Source organism: Rhizobium metallidurans (assembly GCF_014196505.1).
Taxonomy (GTDB): Bacteria; Pseudomonadota; Alphaproteobacteria; order Rhizobiales; family Rhizobiaceae; genus Rhizobium; species Rhizobium metallidurans.
Genome location: NZ_JACIDW010000039.1, coordinates 1 through 15,061, shown reverse-complemented (window position 1 = coordinate 15,061; position 15,061 = coordinate 1). Strand labels below are relative to the sequence as shown.

Sequence of the window (15,061 nt, the reverse complement as noted above, 5' to 3'; positions counted from 1 at the left end):
GTCCCGAACGTCCGCACTCCGACGGATGGCCATCCGTCGGAGTGCGCGTCGATCATCAGACAATCAACGCAAAATGAACATGCAAGGGGGCCACGCGGCACCCCATCAACCGCAGTCACCGGCAATCAAAAAACCTTACTTGCAGCTTTCGATCTGCTTCAGCGACGCCGAAATGCCGGCCAGCGAATAGCTGTAGGAGGTCTGCGTGCCCTTGCGGGAGACGGCGTTGACGGTCATCGAGCGGCCGCCCTTCATGGCGGCGACGAGCGCCGGCTCCTGGGCGGCGTTCTCGACCCAGCCGGCCCTGTCCTTGGTGAACATCACGAAGGTCTTGTTGTCGATGATGACGTCGATCTTCGAGGCGTCCTTGACGGTGTAGCCCATCATCGCCTGCGGCTCGTAGGAGATGTTCTGGCCAGGGCGCTGCGAGACGATGAAGAAGTTCTCGCCATGGTCGATGCCGGCGGGCTTCTTCTCGGTCGGTACCGAGAGAACGTAGCAGACGGTGCTGGAGCCCTGCTTGTAGGAATAGGCGCCCCAGGCCTGGAACTGCTGGATGCGGGTCGGCGCCGAGGAAGCGGCGGCGGCGGGTTGCTCCGCGGCGGCGGGCTTCTTGGACTGAGCGGATGCGATGCCGGCGCCGGCGAGAACGAGGGAAAGGGCGAGTACGGTACTTTTTACAAACATGGATATTCCTGCCGGTTCTTGCGATTCGAGCCCGAGCGAGCGGGCGGCGCATAATCACGATCTGCTTTATTTTGACTTAATTCAGGTTACCAAAGCGTCAACGCAGGTCGCGAGAAGTCCGTGCCTGTGCCATTTCCACCCGGGTGTCAATGTTGAGCGCCGGATTAACGCTCGGGATGATGTGGTCCGAAAACGATCTGAAACCATCGCTCTTAAGGAATTTAAGACATAAAGATAAAGGCAAGAGTTTGACGTTTCGGAAATCCGATGTAGGTCATTAAGGTATGGAAATCCGTTAAGGAATTCGCGGAGCCAGGGGGCTTTGAAGGGAATGGATGCCGAGGACAAACAGCGCTTCGCTGCCCTAGCCGGGGCTGTGGCGGAACGCCGCGACCAGCAGGCGTTCGCCATCCTGTTCGACTATTTCGCCCCACGCCTGAAATCCTGGCTTCTCAGGCAGAAAATGACGGCGAGCGAGGCGGAAGAGCTCGTTCAGGAGGTCATGATCGTGCTCTGGCACAAGGCCGCTCTTTACGATTCGTCGCGCTCGTCGCTGTCGACCTGGCTCTTCCGCATCGCCCGCAACCGCCGCATCGACCTGCAGCGCCGCGCCCGCGCCCGCATCCTCGACGAAGACGATCCCGCTCTGCAGCCGTCGCCCGAGATCGGCGCCGACGAGATCGTCGCCAATGGCGATCGCGATGCACAAGTTCGTGAAGCGGTGAGCCAATTGCCCGAAGAACAGCGCGAAATGCTCCGCGCCGCCTTCTTCCTCGGCCAATCCCACTCCGAAATCGCCGAATCGACCGGCCTGCCGCTCGGCACCGTCAAATCCCGCATCCGGCTCGCCTTCGGCAAGCTGAAGAAGGTGCTGGAAGCGGAAAACGCGTGAGCGACGGCCCGTCGATCAGACCGTCTTCATGTCCTCGGGCTTCACTGCGTCGGACGCGTCCTCGAGCGCCTTGTCGGCGGCTTCGTAGTGGCTGGGCCGGATATTGCGGTTGACCATCGCGAAGGCGGCCGAGAGAACGGCGATGTCGTCGGAAAAGCCGATGCCGACAAGCAGGTCGGGCACCATGTCGACGGGCAGCACGAAATAGGCGAGCGCGGCGAGCAGCGTGCCGCGCACCTTGAGCGGCGTCTCACGGTCGAGCGCGCAGTAATAGGCGGCGACGAGATCGCGCGAGAAGGGAACCCTGCGCGCCGCCTTGCGAAAGGTCGGCCAGAATTTCCGCCGAACGTTCTTCTCCCGCCGCTCCTGCGTTTCCTCATCGCCCGGCAGCAGGATCTCACCGTACTTGACGTCGTCCATGTCCACTTGACCCTCTGTTTTCACCTGGCCCCTTATATTCGTCTATCCGTCGGCCCTTTCCGGTCAGGCCCGAATATGGGGGGTCTTGCGTCGCGATTCAATCGATCCGCCGCGCCGCCGCCTTTTCCATCAGGCCGGCGAGCTTGAAATCGAGTTCCGTCAGCCCGTCGGCCGAATGGGTGCTGAGCGCCACGTCCACCTTGGAATAGACGTTGAACCATTCCGGGTGATGGTCGAGCTTTTCGGCGGCAAGGGCGGCCTCCGTCATGAAGCCGAAGGCCTCGACGAAATTCTTGAACTTGTAGCTCTTGGTGATCGACTTGCCGCCGTCGCCGAGCGACCAGCCGTCGAGTTTCGCCAGTTCGTCGTAAATCGCCTGGCGTTCCAGTTTGTCCCGTTTCATGCGATTGTCCTTTGCGTTCACCATGGGTCTTTTATGAAACGCATCAGTATCCTGTTTGTTTGCATGGGCAATATCTGCCGTTCGCCGCTCGCAGAAGGTGTCTTCAGCCATCTGGCAAAAGAGGCCGGCCACGCCGACCGCTTTCTCGTCGATTCGGCCGGCACCGGCAGCTGGCACCAGGGCGATGAGCCCGACAGACGGTCGATCGCGACCGCCCGCCATCACGGCATGGACATATCGGGCCAGCGCGCGCGGCGCATCCGCAAGCACGATTTCGCCGACTTCGACCTGATCGTCGCCATGGACCGCGACAATGTCGCGGCTTTGCGGGCACTCGATCCGCAGGCCCGGAATATCCATCTGTTCGGCGATCTGGCGCTCGGGAGCGGAGAGGATATCCCCGATCCCTATTATGGCGGCGCCGACGGCTTCGAGGCCGTCTATGCCAGGCTCTTGGCCGGCTGCAGGAAGCTGTTGTCCATGCTCGGCGACGACAGCGCCTCGCGCAGCGGGAACACCTCTTCCGTCAGATAGGGCCCGCCGCCGACCGAATCGCGCGACGACAGCAGCACGAAGCGCGGCACGGTGAAGGATGCGGTCTGGAAATTGCCGCGTCCGGCCAGATAGTGCACCACATCGTCGACGCGCGAGGATTTCAGCCGCGCCAGCGTCACATGCGGGGTGAACTTGCGCGGGTCCGGAGAAAGGCCGATCCGCTGGCAGATCCGCTCGATTTCGGCCTGCAGGGCATACATTTCGGGAGACTGCGTGACGCCGGCCCAGACCGAATGCGGTTTCTTCGAGCCGAAAGCGCCGATACCGTCGAGCTTGATCTGGAATTCCGGCCTGTCGATGCGGTCGAGCCGGTCGACGATCTCGTCGGCCGTGCGCCCATCGACATCGCCGATGAAGCGCAGGGTGATGTGGTAGTTCTCCACATCGATCCATCGGGCGCCAGGGAGACCACCGCGCAGCAACGAAAGGCTCATTGCCGCATTGCGCGGAATTTCGAGGGCGGTAAATAGTCTCGGCATAACGAGCACTCCCCGAATCTTTTGCAGGTGCTCACACGGAATCACGCATTGACTACGTGCGCAAGTCCCTAATTCTTCACAGTCGGCAACGTTCCCACGAATTGTGTGATTGCCGGTTCCATCTTCTCGACCATCACGTCGACGCCCTTGCTGTTCGGGTGCATGCCGTCCTCGAGCTTCAGCGAGGCGTCGAGCACGACGCCGTCGAGGAAGAACGGATAGAGGCTAACCCCATATTTCCTAGCGAGTTTTTCATAGATCGGGTTGAACCGCGCCGCGTATTCGCCGCCCATGTTCGGCGGCGCCATCATGCCGACGAGGAGCACCGCGATCCCGCGCTCCTTTAGCCGGGCAAGCATCTGGTCGAGATTCTTCTCGCTCTGTTCGGGCGCGATGCCGCGCAGCGCGTCGTTGGCGCCGAGCTCGAGAATGACCCCGTCGGTGCCGTCGGGAACCGACCAGTCGATGCGCGCCAGCCCGCCCGTCGTGGTGTCGCCGGAGACGCCGGCATTCGTCACGGACACGTCGAGCCCCTTGGCCTTCAGCGCCGCCTGCAGCTTCTCCGGAAAGCCGTCGCCCGGCGGCAGCTGGTACCCCGCCATCAGGCTGTCGCCGAAGCCGACGAGGTTGATCGTGCGCGCCTGCGCCGCAACCGAGAGCATCATCGAGCAGACGATGACAGCGATGTGAAGACCCGCAACTTTAAATCTCATTCCTGTTTCCCTAGATTGGCGGCACGATCGGCTTCATATAGGGCATTTAACGTTGGCTAAAACCATCATCGACTTGAAACGGGCCGATTTGACGCTCGGAAGCGCCGCTGCGTCCGTGCATGTGCTGAAGGGCATCGACCTTCGGATCGCCGCCGGCGAATCGGTCGGCATCGTCGGTCCCTCGGGCTCGGGAAAGTCGACATTGCTGATGGTGCTCGCCGGCCTCGAACGGCTGGACAGCGGCGAGATCAATATCAACGAAGCGCCCCTGCACACGATGAGCGAGGATCAGGTCGCCGATTTCCGTGGCCGCAATATCGGCATCGTCTTCCAGTCCTTCCATCTGATCGCCAACATGACGGCGCTCGAAAACGTCGCCGTGCCGCTCGAGCTCGCCAATGTCGCCAATCCCTTCGAGATCGCCCGCCGCGAGCTGAAATCCGTCGGCCTCGGCGACCGGCTCAATCACTATCCCGGACAGCTTTCCGGCGGCGAGCAGCAGCGCGTGGCGATCGCCCGGGCGCTGGCGCCGTCTCCGGCCCTTCTGATCGCCGACGAGCCGACCGGCAATCTCGACACCGATACCGGTCGCCAGATCGCCGACCTCTTGTTTTCCAAGCAGACCGAGCGCGGCATGACGCTTGTACTCGTCACCCACGACAATGCGCTCGCCAAGCGCTGCTCGCGCCAGATCCGCGTCCGCTCCGGCAAGATAGAAGGCGACAGCGCCGCGATTGAAGCCGAAGTGGCCATCGCATGACGCTGATTTCGCCGCGTGTCTCGCTCGCCTTTCGTCTTGCCCTTCGTGAGTTGCGCGGCGGCCTCAGGGGCTTTTACATCTTCCTCGCCTGCATCGCGCTCGGCACCGGGGCGATCGCCGCGGTCAACTCCGTCTCGCAGTCGATCACCGACACGATTTCGACGCGCGGCCAGGAGATCCTGGCCGGCGACGTCCGCTTCGAGCTCAACAACCGCGAGGCGGCGCCGGCCGAACTGGATTTCCTGAAGTCCTACGGCAAGGTTTCGGTCTCGACCGGCTTGCGCTCCATGGCCCGCAAGCCCGACGGGTCCGATCAGGCGCTGGTCGAGGTCAAGGCCGTCGACGACGCCTATCCGCTCTACGGCAGCTTCGAGGCGCAGCCCAATTACACCCTGCCCAAGCTGCTTGCCAATCAGGACGGCACCTTCGGCGCGGTGGCGGCACCGCTGCTTCTGGAACGCCTCGGCCTCAAGCTCGGCGACGAGCTGCTGCTCGGCAACGTCATGGTCAACATCACCGGCACGCTGACCACCGAGCCGGATGCGGTCTCCGAGGGCTTCGGCTTCGCGCCGCGGCTGATGGTGAGCCGCCAGGCGCTGCAGGAATCGGGCCTCATCCAGACCGGCAGCCTGGTCGAGCACGCCTACAAGGTGCGGCTGAACGACCGGTCGACGCTGCCGGATATCCGCGACCGCGCCACGAAGGATTTCCCCGCCGCCGGCTGGTCGATCCGCACCAGCGACCGCGCCGCGCCCTCGCTTACCGAAAACATCGGCCGCTTCTCGCAGTTCCTGACCCTTGTCGGCCTGACCGCGCTCATCGTCGGCGGCGTCGGCGTGGCGAATGCCGTGCGCGCCTTCCTCGACGCCAAGCGCACCACGATCGCCACCTTCAAGTGCCTCGGCGCGCCGGCCTCGACCGTCGTGCTGATCTATCTCTTCCAGATCGGCCTCATCGCGCTTGGCGGCATCGCCGTCGGCCTCGTCATCGGCGCCGCCGCTCCCATTCTGGCCGCCCAGTTCCTGGCGCAGTTCCTGCCGGTCTCGACCGCGCCGACGCTCTATCCGGTGGCGCTGTCGCTCGCCGTGCTGTTCGGCGTCCTGACGACGCTCGCCTTCGCCATCATGCCGCTCGGCCACGCCCGCGAAGTGCCGCCGACGGCGCTGTTTCGCGAGCAGGGCTTCGAGGCCCGCCGCCTGCCTTCCTGGCCCTACATACTGATGGCGGCGATCTTCCTCGCCGCGCTTGCCGCCCTTGCCGTGGTGACCGCCTATGACCGCTTCATCGCCGTCGTCTTCATCGGCGCCATCGCATTCGCCTTCGTCGTCCTGCGCCTCGTCGCCGCCGGCATCGCCTGGCTGGCGCGCCGCAGCCCGCGGGTCAACTCGCCGGCGCTGAGGCTCGCCATCGGCAATATCCACCGCCCCGGAGCGCTCACCCCCTCCGTCGTCCTCTCGCTCGGTCTCGGCCTGGCGCTGCTCGTCACGCTGACGCTGATCGACGGCAATCTGAGACAGCAGCTCACCGGCCGCATGGCCGGCGGCGCGCCGAACTTCTTCTTCGTCGATATCCAGGGCGCCGAACTCGAAGGCTTCCGCAATCTCGTGACGTCGCAAGCGCCTGACGGCAAGCTCGTCGAGGTGCCGATGCTGCGCGGCCGCATCCTCGCCCTCAACGGCGAGGAGGTGACCAAGCGCAAGGTGCCGCCATCGGGCCAGTGGGTGCTGCGCGGCGACCGCGGCATCACCTATTCCGAGACGCTGCCCGAAAACGCCGCCCTGACCGAGGGAACGTGGTGGCCGAAGGACTACAGCGGCGAGCCGCTGGTCTCCTTCTCGGCGGAAGAGGCCGGCGAGCTCGGCCTCAAGGTTGGCGATACCGTCACCGTCAACGTGCTCGGCCGCAACATGACGGCGAAGATCGCCAACCTGCGCAAGGTCGAGTGGGAGAGCCTGTCGCTCAACTTCGTCATGGTCTTCTCGCCCAACACCTTCAAGGGCGCGCCGCACGCCTGGCTGGCGACGCTGACCGATCAGAAGGCGACGGCTGCCGACGAAGCCGCGATCCTGAAATCGGTGACCAGCCGCTTCCCGACGATCACCAGCGTGCGCGTCAAGGATGCGATCGACATCGTCAATTCGCTGGTGGCGCAGCTGGCGACCGCGATCCGCGCCGCAGCCTCGGTCGCCCTCATCGCCTCGGTTCTCGTGCTGTCGGGGGCGCTTGCAGCCGGCAACCGCGCCCGCACCCATGATGCCGTCATCCTGAAGACGCTCGGCGCCACGAGGCGGATGCTGATGCGCGCCTTCTGCTACGAATATCTGATACTCGGCGTGGCGACCGCCATCTTCGCGCTGTTTTCGGGCGGCGTCGCCGCCTGGTTCATCGTCGCCCGCATCATGAAGATCCCCTCGCAGTTCCTGCCCGATGTCGCCGGCATGACGCTGGTCACGGCGCTGGTGCTCACCGTCGGCATCGGCCTGATCGGCACATGGCGCATTCTCGGCCAGAAGGCGGCACCCGTTTTGCGCGAACTGTGAGGGTGCCGGGTTGAAATAAATCCTGCACCTTACGGCGATTTAACGCGGTGGCGGGTTGCAAGGCCCTTGTTTACGTGGGTCGATGGGCTCATATTATCCACAGGCAAGCTGAAGCTCCGCAGCGGCGCCTGGGCAAGAAAGCCCGACACCGTATCCAATCGGGGCTGACAAGAGGAAATCATGGCTGACCTACGCAATTACCAGGGCCGCGTTCAGAGCGGTGTCCAGGCCGGAGAGATCGATCAGGGCCTTCGCAGCTACATGCTGAAGGTTTACAACCTGATGGCTATCGGCCTGGCGATCACCGGCCTGGCCGCTTATCTGTCGTTCACATTCGCCGTCTCCGGCGGCCAGCTGACCGCCTTCGGCGCCGCGATCTATACCAGCCCGCTGAAGTGGGTGGTCATCTTCGCTCCGCTGGCGATGGTCTTCTTCCTGAGCTTCAAGATCAACTCGATGAGCGTATCGGCCGCGCAGACGACCTTCGGCGTCTATGCCGCGCTGGTCGGCCTGTCGCTGTCGTCGATCTTCCTGATCTACACCGGCCAGAGCGTCGTGCAGACCTTCTTCGTGACCGCCGCCTCCTTCGGCGCGCTGTCGCTCTACGGCTACACGACCCGTCGCGACCTCTCGGCCATGGGCTCGTTCCTGATGATGGGTCTGTTCGGCCTGATCATCGCCTCGATCGTCAACATCTTCCTGGCCTCCTCGGCCATGCAGTTCGCGATCTCGGTGATGGGCGTGCTGATCTTCGCCGGCCTGACGGCCTACGACACGCAGCGCATCAAGGAAATGTACTACGCCGCCGACGACGCCACCATGGCCGGCCGCAAGGCGATCATGGGCGCGCTGACGCTCTACCTCGACTTCATCAACCTCTTCATGTTCCTGCTGCAGTTCATGGGCAACCGCAAGTAAGACGGAACGGGTATCGGAAAAGGCGCTCTTCGGGGCGCCTTTTTTGTTTCGGGGATCGGGTCGTCCTGGGGTGGCGCGCATCCACCCGCTCCATCGTCATTCTAGGGCTCTTCCCGACAATCCAAGCACGCTCCCAAATATGCGACACCAATGGACAACCCGCCCCCTCCCAACCGTCGCACCTCGTCCGCTTTCCTCTTGCCAACTGCCGCCGCGAATGCTCTTCAAGCGGACAGCACCCCTCCAGCCATCGGCCTACCCATGCCTGTTCTCATCCGCGACGCGTCTCTCTCCGACATCGACGCCATCACCGCCATCTACCGCGACTCCGTGCTGAACGGCGTCGCCAGCTATGAAATCGCCCCACCGGATCGGGACGAGATGGCGGCGCGATACCAGGCCGTCGTGGCGAAAGGCTACCCCTATATCGCCGCAACAGGCGAGGATGGCGCGCTCATCGGCTATGCCTATGCGTCGGCCTTCCGCACGCGGCCGGCCTATCGGTTCATGGTCGAGGATTCGATCTATCTGGCGCCGGAGGCGCGGGGCAAGGGTGTCGGCAAGCGGTTGCTGGAGGCGCTGATAGCGCGCTCGACGGCGCAGGGTTTCCGCCAGATGGTGGCCGTGATCGGCGGCGCGCATCCGGCCTCGATCGCGCTGCACGCCACGCACGGTTTCGAGGAGATCGGCCGCATCAAGGGCTCCGGCTTCAAGCACGGGCGCTGGCTCGACACCATGCTGATGCAGCGTCCGCTCGGCGACGGGGTCTCCAGCGATCCCGACCTCGCGGCCTATCCGGGCACGCTGTTTGCGGAGTGAGAGTCCTCCCGCGCGGTCGCGGAAAACGCGGCCAGCGCGGTTGTCCGGCTCGCTCGCGACGCTTTACTTCTCCACAAGCTTCAGCGACTTGTTGAACACCTTCAGCACCTGCTGCAGGTCGTGGCCGCGCTTCAGGATCTGGCCGTGGGTGTTGACGACGGAATAGGCGCCCTGCTTGGCGGCGAGCTTGGGGTTTTTCTCGATGCGGAAGAGCGGCATCTCGCCGGAACGCTTGAAAACGGAAAAAACGGCGAGATCCTTCATGTGGTCGATCGCGTAATCCCGCCACTCGCCTTCGCCGACCATGCGCCCGTAGATCCACAGGATCGCATCCAGCTCTCGCCGGTGAAACGTCACCGGCAACGGGTCCTTGCTCTGCTTGTAGTCCCTGATATCCACGACGACGGGGGTGTCGCCATCGGTGGCCCGATTGCTCCCACGCCGCAAATCCGGCTGATCTGTCATCAGTCTCGAATGCCTCCGTTCGTGACACGCGGGTGACAGTTTGCCTTAGCGTTTACAAATTGCAAGCGCGGCCTCGTGCGCATTAAGCATAGTCTGTGCAATCTGCGGCGTGCCGCATTTCAGTCAAAACAGCGCCTCAATTAAAAGAGAAATTCGCTCGCACTTGACCGGCGCATCCTTGACGGATTCGCCGACACTGAATTCTGCGCATCGTCTTTCGGTACTTTGGGGCGATGTGACTGTTTGGCGCCAGCGCGCCAAAGGGCCCGGCTGACCGTATCGACCTTAACCCCAGCCCCGAATACGATCAGTCGGGCCGCCCCGCTTTCACCTGACAGGCAGATGAAATCCTTTGGATGGCCTTGCCGGCTTGCTGGCCGGCTCAGATGTTCTTGCCGGCCATGATCACCGTTGCGCCGAGGATCGCCGAGGGCGTTCCATCGGGCGTGGACGACTGCAGCAGAACCGCGCATCCCTCGAGATCGGGCTTTTGCAACAGGGTGGCGGGCAGCGTCAGGCGGGTCTGCTTTCCATCCCACATGCCGACGGTTTCGACATTCGAGACGCTGTGCGTGTAGGCGATCTTCTGGCCGCTGTTTTCGCCCTTCTGCACCTCGATCGTCTTCTCGCGATCGAAATAGACCATGACGACATTGGCCTTCCCCTGGCCGGGGCCGACGGTGATCTCGAGCTGGTCGCCCTTGACCTCGGCCTTGACAGGCACGTTCAGCCCTTCGCCGCCGTTGACGAAGCCGTCGATCTTGCGCTCGATGCCGCCGAGATCCGAGCCCATCACGTGATCGCGGCCGTTGACCACGACCTGCGGCGTGTAGACATTGGCGCGGCCCATCGTCTTGGCATAGCCGTACTGGCGCGCGGTGTTTTCCTTCGAGCTCAGCGTATCGGCCCAGCCCATGTAGTTCCAGTAATCGACATGATAGGCGAGGGCGATGACGTCGCCGCGCTCAACCAGCTTGCGAAACGCCGCATCGGCGGGAGGACACGACGAGCAGCCCTGTGAGGTGAACAGTTCGACCACGCCCTTGGGCGCCTCGTCGGCGAGCAACGGGCTCGCCAAGGCGACACTTGCAATCAGCGAAATCAAAAACCGCGGCGACATTCACCTCTACCTCTTTTCCTCTCTATCCCCGCCCAAAAAGGCCGGTCACACGGACTGGCCAACCACGCGGGCAGGGGCTCCAACTCTTCAACCTAGAGATAATCTCTCCCGATCCAAACGAAAAATCACGAACGGGTGAGACGGCGCCGGGGTGGGACAACTCCGCAACACTTCGCCGTGAGGGATCGCAGCCATCCCGGACGAAAAAGCCGCCGGAAATCGCTTTCCGGCGGCCACTATCGTGCAATCCATTAAAATTGTGGGCCGATCAGGCTGCGAGATCTCGCAACACCGTCTGCAGGATGCCGCCATTGTTGAGGTAGACGACCTCGTCAAGCGTATCGACGCGCGACAGGAGCGGAACGTCCTTCACGGTGCCGTCGCCATAGGTGATCCTGGCGATCTTCTTCTCGCGCGGCTTGATGTTCTCGAGCCCCTCGATGGTGACGGTCTCGTCGCCCTTCAGCCCCAGCGTCGCCCAGGTCGTGCCCTCCTCGAAGACGAAGGGGATGACGCCCATGCCGACGAGGTTCGAGCGGTGGATGCGCTCGAAGCTTTGCGCGATCACGGCCTTGACGCCCAAGAGGTTGGTGCCCTTCGCCGCCCAGTCGCGCGACGAGCCGTTGCCATACTCGACGCCGGCGAAGATGACGAGCGGAACGCCCTCGGCCTTGTACTGCATGGCCGCGTCGTAGATCGATTCCTCCTGCTTCGACGGGTAGTGGATGGTGTAGCCACCTTCCTTGCCGTTCGGGCCGAGCATGTGGTTGCGGATGCGGATATTGGCGAAGGTGCCGCGCATCATCACTTCATGATTGCCGCGACGCGTGCCGTACTGGTTGAAGTCGGCGACGCCGACATTGTGCTCCAGCAGATAGGCGCCGGCCGGCGAGGCCGCCTTGATCGAACCGGCCGGAGAAATGTGGTCGGTGGTGATCTTGTCGCCGAAGAGACCGAGGACGCGCGCGCCCTTGATATCGGAGACGCCGGAGCCGGTCTTGCCCATGCCGACGAAGTAGGGCGGGTTCTGCACATAGGTCGAGTTGTCGTCCCAGGCATAGGTCTGGCCAGGAGGAACCTGCACGGCCTGCCAGTTGGTGTCGCCCTTGAAGACGTCGGCATATTTCGTCTCGTAGAGTTCGCGGGTGACGTATTTCTGGATGAAGGCCTGCACCTCGTGCGAGGTCGGCCAGATGTCCTTCAGATAGACGGGGTTGCCGTTCTGGTCCTCGCCGATCGGCTCGCTCGTCAGGTCCTTCTGCACCGTGCCAGCCAGCGCATAGGCGACGACGAGCGGCGGCGAGGCGAGATAGTTGGCCTGCACGTCGGGCGAGATGCGGCCTTCGAAGTTGCGGTTGCCGGAGAGAACACCCGAGACGATCAGGCCCTTGTCGTTGATCGTCTTGGAGATCGGCGCGGGAAGGGGCCCGGAATTGCCGATGCAGGTGGTGCAGCCGAAGCCGACGAGGTTGAAGCCGAGTTTGTCGAGATCGGCCTGCAGGCCGGATTTCGCCAGATACTCGCCGACCACCTGCGATCCCGGCGCCAGCGAGGTCTTCACCCACGGCTTGGTCTTCAGGCCCTTGGCAACGGCGTTGCGGGCGAGAAGGCCGGCGGCGATGAGGACCGAGGGGTTCGACGTGTTGGTGCAGGAGGTGATGGCGGCGATCGCCACGTCGCCATGGCCGAGATCGAAATCGGTGCCTTCGACCGCGTAACGGTTGGAGAGCTGGCCGGGCTTCTTGTAATCGGCATCCATCGAGCCGGCGAAACCGGACGCGATGTTTTCCAGCGGGATGCGGCCTTCGGGACGCTTCGGGCCAGCCATGGCGGGCACGACGTCGCCGAGGTCGAGCTCCAGCGTATCGGTGAAGACGAGATCCGAGCCATCGCCCTCGCGCCACATGCCCTGCGCCTTCGAATAGGCTTCGACCAGCGCGATGCGGTCATGCGAGCGGCCGGACATGGTGAGGTAGTTGATGGTCTCGCCATCGACCGGGAAGAAGCCGCAGGTGGCGCCGTATTCCGGGCCCATGTTGCCGATCGTCGCGCGGTCTGCGAGCGGCATGTTGTCCATGCCGGGGCCGAAGAACTCGACGAACTTCGAGACCACGCCCTTCTTGCGCAGCATCTGCACGACCATCAGCACGAGGTCAGTGGCGGTCACGCCTTCCTTGAGCTTGCCCGTCAGCTTGAAGCCGATGACTTCGGGAAGCAGCATCGACACCGGCTGGCCGAGCATGGCCGCTTCCGCCTCGATCCCGCCGACGCCCCAGCCGAGAACGCCGAGACCGTTGATCATTGTCGTGTGGCTGTCCGTGCCGACGCAAGTGTCAGGATAAGCGATCGTCTCGCCGTCCTCTTCCTTGGTCCAGACGGTCTGGCCGAGATATTCGAGATTGACCTGGTGACAGATGCCCGTGCCCGGAGGCACGACGCGGAAATTCTGGAAGGCCTGCTGGCCCCATTTCAGGAAGCGATAACGCTCGCCGTTGCGCTGGTATTCGAGCTCGACGTTTCTGGAAAACGCCTGCGGCGTGCCGAATTCGTCGACGATGACGGAGTGGTCGATGACGAGATCGACGGGCACCAGCGGGTTGATCTTCTCCGGATCGCCGCCGAGCGAGACCATCGCGTCGCGCATCGCGGCAAGGTCGACGACGGCGGGAACGCCGGTGAAGTCCTGCATCAGAACGCGCGCCGGGCGATAGGCGATTTCGTTTTCGACCGTGCCCTTGTTGTTCAACCATTCGGCGACGCCAAGGATGTGTTCCTTGGTGACCGACTGGCCGTCCTCGAAGCGCAGCAGGTTCTCGAGCAGAACCTTCATCGAATAGGGAAGCTTGGAAACGCCGGGCAGGCCGTTCGATTCGGCCTTCGGCAGGCTGAAATAGACATAGTCCTTACCATCGACGGTAAGGACGGAACGACAGTTGAAGCTATCAAGAGATTTAGACACGAGAGACCCCGTTTCTGATCGCGAACACAATTGTGCGGACGCCTATGCACTAAAGGCACATCAGGATGCGGGTACGGCCATTTCCGCGGTCCGCACATGAAGTCAGACCTCATGTTCGGCGCTAGGATGAAATTCACGCCGACCGCTGGCGTGGTAATCCACATATAGATAACTTCATCAAAAGCTGCCAGAGAGGGACCGTCCATTTCTGATTTTTTTGCCTCGCATGACTGAAAACCTGAACCCCGGAACCCCCATGCATCTGCACGCCTCCGATCTCGCTGCCCGCAGAGGCGAAGAGCTCATTTTCGAAGGCGTGTCCTTTGCCCTGGTTTCAGGCGAAGCCCTGGTTTTGACTGGCAAAAACGGATCGGGAAAATCGACCCTGCTGCGTGTGCTCGCAGGCCTGCTGCGGCAGGAAACGGGCACGATAACGGTCATGGACGCGAACGGCGCGACCGATTTCAGGCTCCCCGAGATCAGCCACTATCTCGGCCACCGCAATGCCATGAAGAGCGAGCTGACGGTGGAGGAAAACCTCGTCTTCTGGCGTCGTTATCTCGGTAACGCCGACGGCGGCACCGGCATGTCGATCGAGGAGGCGGCCGATGCCGTGGGCCTCTCCGGTATCACCCATCTCCCCTTCGGCTACCTCTCCGCCGGCCAGCAACGCCGCTTCGCCTTCGCCAAGCTGCTCGTCTCCCACCGCCCCGTCTGGATCCTCGACGAGCCGACCGCAGCACTCGACGCCAGCGCCGACCAGCTCTTCGCCGGGCTGATCGAGGCGCACCGCGCGGCGGGTGGGATCGTGATCGCCGCGACGCATCAGCCGTTGGGGTTGAGCGATGCCAGGGAGTTGCGGATGGCCGGGTTTTCAGGGGTGAGCGCCGGGGTGTGGGGGTGGTGATGATGGTTGCAATAAAAACCCCTCCCCAACCCCTCCCCACAAGGGGGAGGGGCTTGCCTGCCGCAACCGCTCGGCAGAACACCAACCTATCAACCGGTACGAAGATGAAATGCGGGAATTCTACAGCGCGCCGGGTTAGCCCCTCCCCCTTGTGGGGAGGGGTTGGGGAGGGGTCTTCAGCGGCACCCACCAAGCTCGCGTCGCCCCCTCATCCGACCCTTCGGGCCACCGACCGGGGTCGAGCCGCTGGTCTCGACCCGTCCTTCGGACCCCCTTTGGCGCGAAGGGAAGGTCGGCGCGAGCGGCCCGCCACGAGTCCCTTCTCCCCCACGGGGAGCAACCATGTCTCATCCTTTCACATATTTCGGCGTCCATTCGGTCTGTCGGGTGAGGATTGTGTTGGCGAGAATGACGAGTTTGCGGG

General features: G+C 63.2%; 15 protein-coding genes. 7 read left to right on the top strand and 8 right to left on the bottom strand.

The genetic code is table 11. The features are described from left to right. Positions 1–135: 135 nt before the first annotated feature. Positions 136–687, bottom strand: a complete 552-nt coding sequence (locus GGQ67_RS24320; protein ID WP_183902682.1) for an invasion associated locus B family protein — start codon at positions 685–687, stop codon at positions 136–138. A 331-nt stretch (positions 688–1,018) separates the two neighbouring features. Between GGQ67_RS24320 and GGQ67_RS24315 the strand changes: the two genes are divergently transcribed. Beyond that, positions 1,019–1,579, top strand: coding sequence for a sigma-70 family RNA polymerase sigma factor (locus GGQ67_RS24315; protein WP_183902681.1), 561 nt, complete (start codon positions 1,019–1,021; stop codon positions 1,577–1,579). 15 nt (positions 1,580–1,594) lie between these two features. On the opposite strand, the gene GGQ67_RS24310 is transcribed toward GGQ67_RS24315, so the two are convergent. Together GGQ67_RS24310 and GGQ67_RS24305 are read right to left on the bottom strand one after the other, a co-directional pair. Then, entirely contained in the window at positions 1,595–1,999 is a 405-nt protein-coding gene (locus tag GGQ67_RS24310) for a YkvA family protein (RefSeq protein WP_183902680.1), read from the bottom strand. Between the two features lie 97 nt (positions 2,000–2,096). Next, positions 2,097–2,402 (bottom strand): 4a-hydroxytetrahydrobiopterin dehydratase, encoded by a 306-nt coding sequence (locus GGQ67_RS24305; protein WP_183902679.1) that lies wholly within the window; start codon positions 2,400–2,402, stop codon positions 2,097–2,099. A 33-nt stretch (positions 2,403–2,435) separates the two neighbouring features. Here GGQ67_RS24305 and GGQ67_RS24300 point away from each other — a divergent pair, with 33 nt between their 5' ends. Then, positions 2,436–2,936: a low molecular weight protein-tyrosine-phosphatase gene (locus GGQ67_RS24300; protein WP_183902678.1), complete on the top strand. Its 501-nt coding sequence runs from the start codon at positions 2,436–2,438 to the stop codon at positions 2,934–2,936. On the opposite strand, the gene thpR is transcribed toward GGQ67_RS24300, so the two are convergent. After that, positions 2,843–3,436: an RNA 2',3'-cyclic phosphodiesterase gene (gene thpR / locus GGQ67_RS24295; protein WP_183902677.1), complete on the bottom strand. Its 594-nt coding sequence runs from the start codon at positions 3,434–3,436 to the stop codon at positions 2,843–2,845. The two genes, GGQ67_RS24300 and thpR, sit on opposite strands and share 94 nt — an antisense overlap. 68 nt (positions 3,437–3,504) lie before the next feature. Next, the gene (locus tag GGQ67_RS24290; RefSeq protein ID WP_183902676.1) at positions 3,505–4,149 is read right to left on the bottom strand and encodes an arylesterase; all 645 of its coding nucleotides are present in this window, start codon (positions 4,147–4,149) and stop codon (positions 3,505–3,507) included. A gap of 52 nt (positions 4,150–4,201) precedes the next feature. Between GGQ67_RS24290 and GGQ67_RS24285 the strand changes: the two genes are divergently transcribed. The 4 genes from GGQ67_RS24285 to GGQ67_RS24270 all read left to right on the top strand — a co-directional run bounded on the left by GGQ67_RS24285 (position 4,202) and on the right by GGQ67_RS24270 (position 9,186). Beyond that, positions 4,202–4,909, top strand: a complete 708-nt coding sequence (locus tag GGQ67_RS24285; RefSeq protein ID WP_183902675.1) for an ABC transporter ATP-binding protein — start codon at positions 4,202–4,204, stop codon at positions 4,907–4,909. Then, a complete protein-coding gene (locus tag GGQ67_RS24280) occupies positions 4,906–7,449 on the top strand; it encodes an ABC transporter permease (RefSeq protein ID WP_183902674.1) in 2,544 nt (847 codons plus the stop codon). Before GGQ67_RS24285 ends, GGQ67_RS24280 begins: the two co-directional genes overlap by 4 nt. Positions 7,450–7,629: 180 nt before the next feature. Further along, complete coding sequence (locus GGQ67_RS24275; RefSeq protein WP_183902673.1) at positions 7,630–8,367, top strand: Bax inhibitor-1/YccA family protein; 738 nt, start codon at positions 7,630–7,632, stop codon at positions 8,365–8,367. A gap of 261 nt (positions 8,368–8,628) precedes the next feature. Then, complete coding sequence (locus GGQ67_RS24270; protein WP_183902672.1) at positions 8,629–9,186, top strand: GNAT family N-acetyltransferase; 558 nt, start codon at positions 8,629–8,631, stop codon at positions 9,184–9,186. A gap of 63 nt (positions 9,187–9,249) precedes the next feature. Here GGQ67_RS24270 and GGQ67_RS24265 read toward each other — a convergent pair whose 3' ends face one another. The 3 genes from GGQ67_RS24265 to acnA form a co-directional block, all read right to left on the bottom strand. After that, positions 9,250–9,651 carry a DUF2794 domain-containing protein gene (locus GGQ67_RS24265; protein WP_183902671.1) on the bottom strand — a complete coding sequence of 134 codons (402 nt, stop codon included), beginning with the start codon at positions 9,649–9,651 and terminating at the stop codon, positions 9,250–9,252. A gap of 382 nt (positions 9,652–10,033) precedes the next feature. After that, positions 10,034–10,771, bottom strand: coding sequence for a DUF1223 domain-containing protein (locus tag GGQ67_RS24260; RefSeq protein ID WP_183902670.1), 738 nt, complete (start codon positions 10,769–10,771; stop codon positions 10,034–10,036). A 268-nt stretch (positions 10,772–11,039) separates the two neighbouring features. Continuing rightward, positions 11,040–13,730: an aconitate hydratase AcnA gene (gene acnA, locus GGQ67_RS24255; RefSeq protein WP_183902669.1), complete on the bottom strand. Its 2,691-nt coding sequence runs from the start codon at positions 13,728–13,730 to the stop codon at positions 11,040–11,042. A gap of 256 nt (positions 13,731–13,986) precedes the next feature. Here acnA and ccmA point away from each other — a divergent pair, with 256 nt between their 5' ends. Beyond that, complete coding sequence (gene ccmA, locus GGQ67_RS24250; protein ID WP_183902668.1) at positions 13,987–14,637, top strand: heme ABC exporter ATP-binding protein CcmA; 651 nt, start codon at positions 13,987–13,989, stop codon at positions 14,635–14,637. Positions 14,638–15,061 lie beyond the last annotated feature (424 nt).

Bases quoted from the DNA above. Each gene is read 5' to 3' on its own strand.
- thpR (WP_183902677.1), bottom strand. From the start codon at position 3,436: ATGCCGAGACTATTTACCGCCCTCGAAATTCCGCGCAATGCGGCAATG.
- GGQ67_RS24315 (WP_183902681.1), top strand. From the start codon at position 1,019: ATGGATGCCGAGGACAAACAGCGCTTCGCTGCCCTAGCCGGGGCTGTG.
- GGQ67_RS24270 (WP_183902672.1), top strand. From the start codon at position 8,629: ATGCCTGTTCTCATCCGCGACGCGTCTCTCTCCGACATCGACGCCATC.
- GGQ67_RS24275 (WP_183902673.1), top strand. From the start codon at position 7,630: ATGGCTGACCTACGCAATTACCAGGGCCGCGTTCAGAGCGGTGTCCAG.
- GGQ67_RS24320 (WP_183902682.1), bottom strand. From the start codon at position 687: ATGTTTGTAAAAAGTACCGTACTCGCCCTTTCCCTCGTTCTCGCCGGC.
- GGQ67_RS24290 (WP_183902676.1), bottom strand. From the start codon at position 4,149: ATGAGATTTAAAGTTGCGGGTCTTCACATCGCTGTCATCGTCTGCTCG.
- GGQ67_RS24260 (WP_183902670.1), bottom strand. From the start codon at position 10,771: ATGTCGCCGCGGTTTTTGATTTCGCTGATTGCAAGTGTCGCCTTGGCG.
- GGQ67_RS24310 (WP_183902680.1), bottom strand. From the start codon at position 1,999: ATGGACGACGTCAAGTACGGTGAGATCCTGCTGCCGGGCGATGAGGAA.
- GGQ67_RS24265 (WP_183902671.1), bottom strand. From the start codon at position 9,651: ATGACAGATCAGCCGGATTTGCGGCGTGGGAGCAATCGGGCCACCGAT.
- GGQ67_RS24300 (WP_183902678.1), top strand. From the start codon at position 2,436: ATGAAACGCATCAGTATCCTGTTTGTTTGCATGGGCAATATCTGCCGT.
- GGQ67_RS24305 (WP_183902679.1), bottom strand. From the start codon at position 2,402: ATGAAACGGGACAAACTGGAACGCCAGGCGATTTACGACGAACTGGCG.
- GGQ67_RS24280 (WP_183902674.1), top strand. From the start codon at position 4,906: ATGACGCTGATTTCGCCGCGTGTCTCGCTCGCCTTTCGTCTTGCCCTT.
- ccmA (WP_183902668.1), top strand. From the start codon at position 13,987: ATGCATCTGCACGCCTCCGATCTCGCTGCCCGCAGAGGCGAAGAGCTC.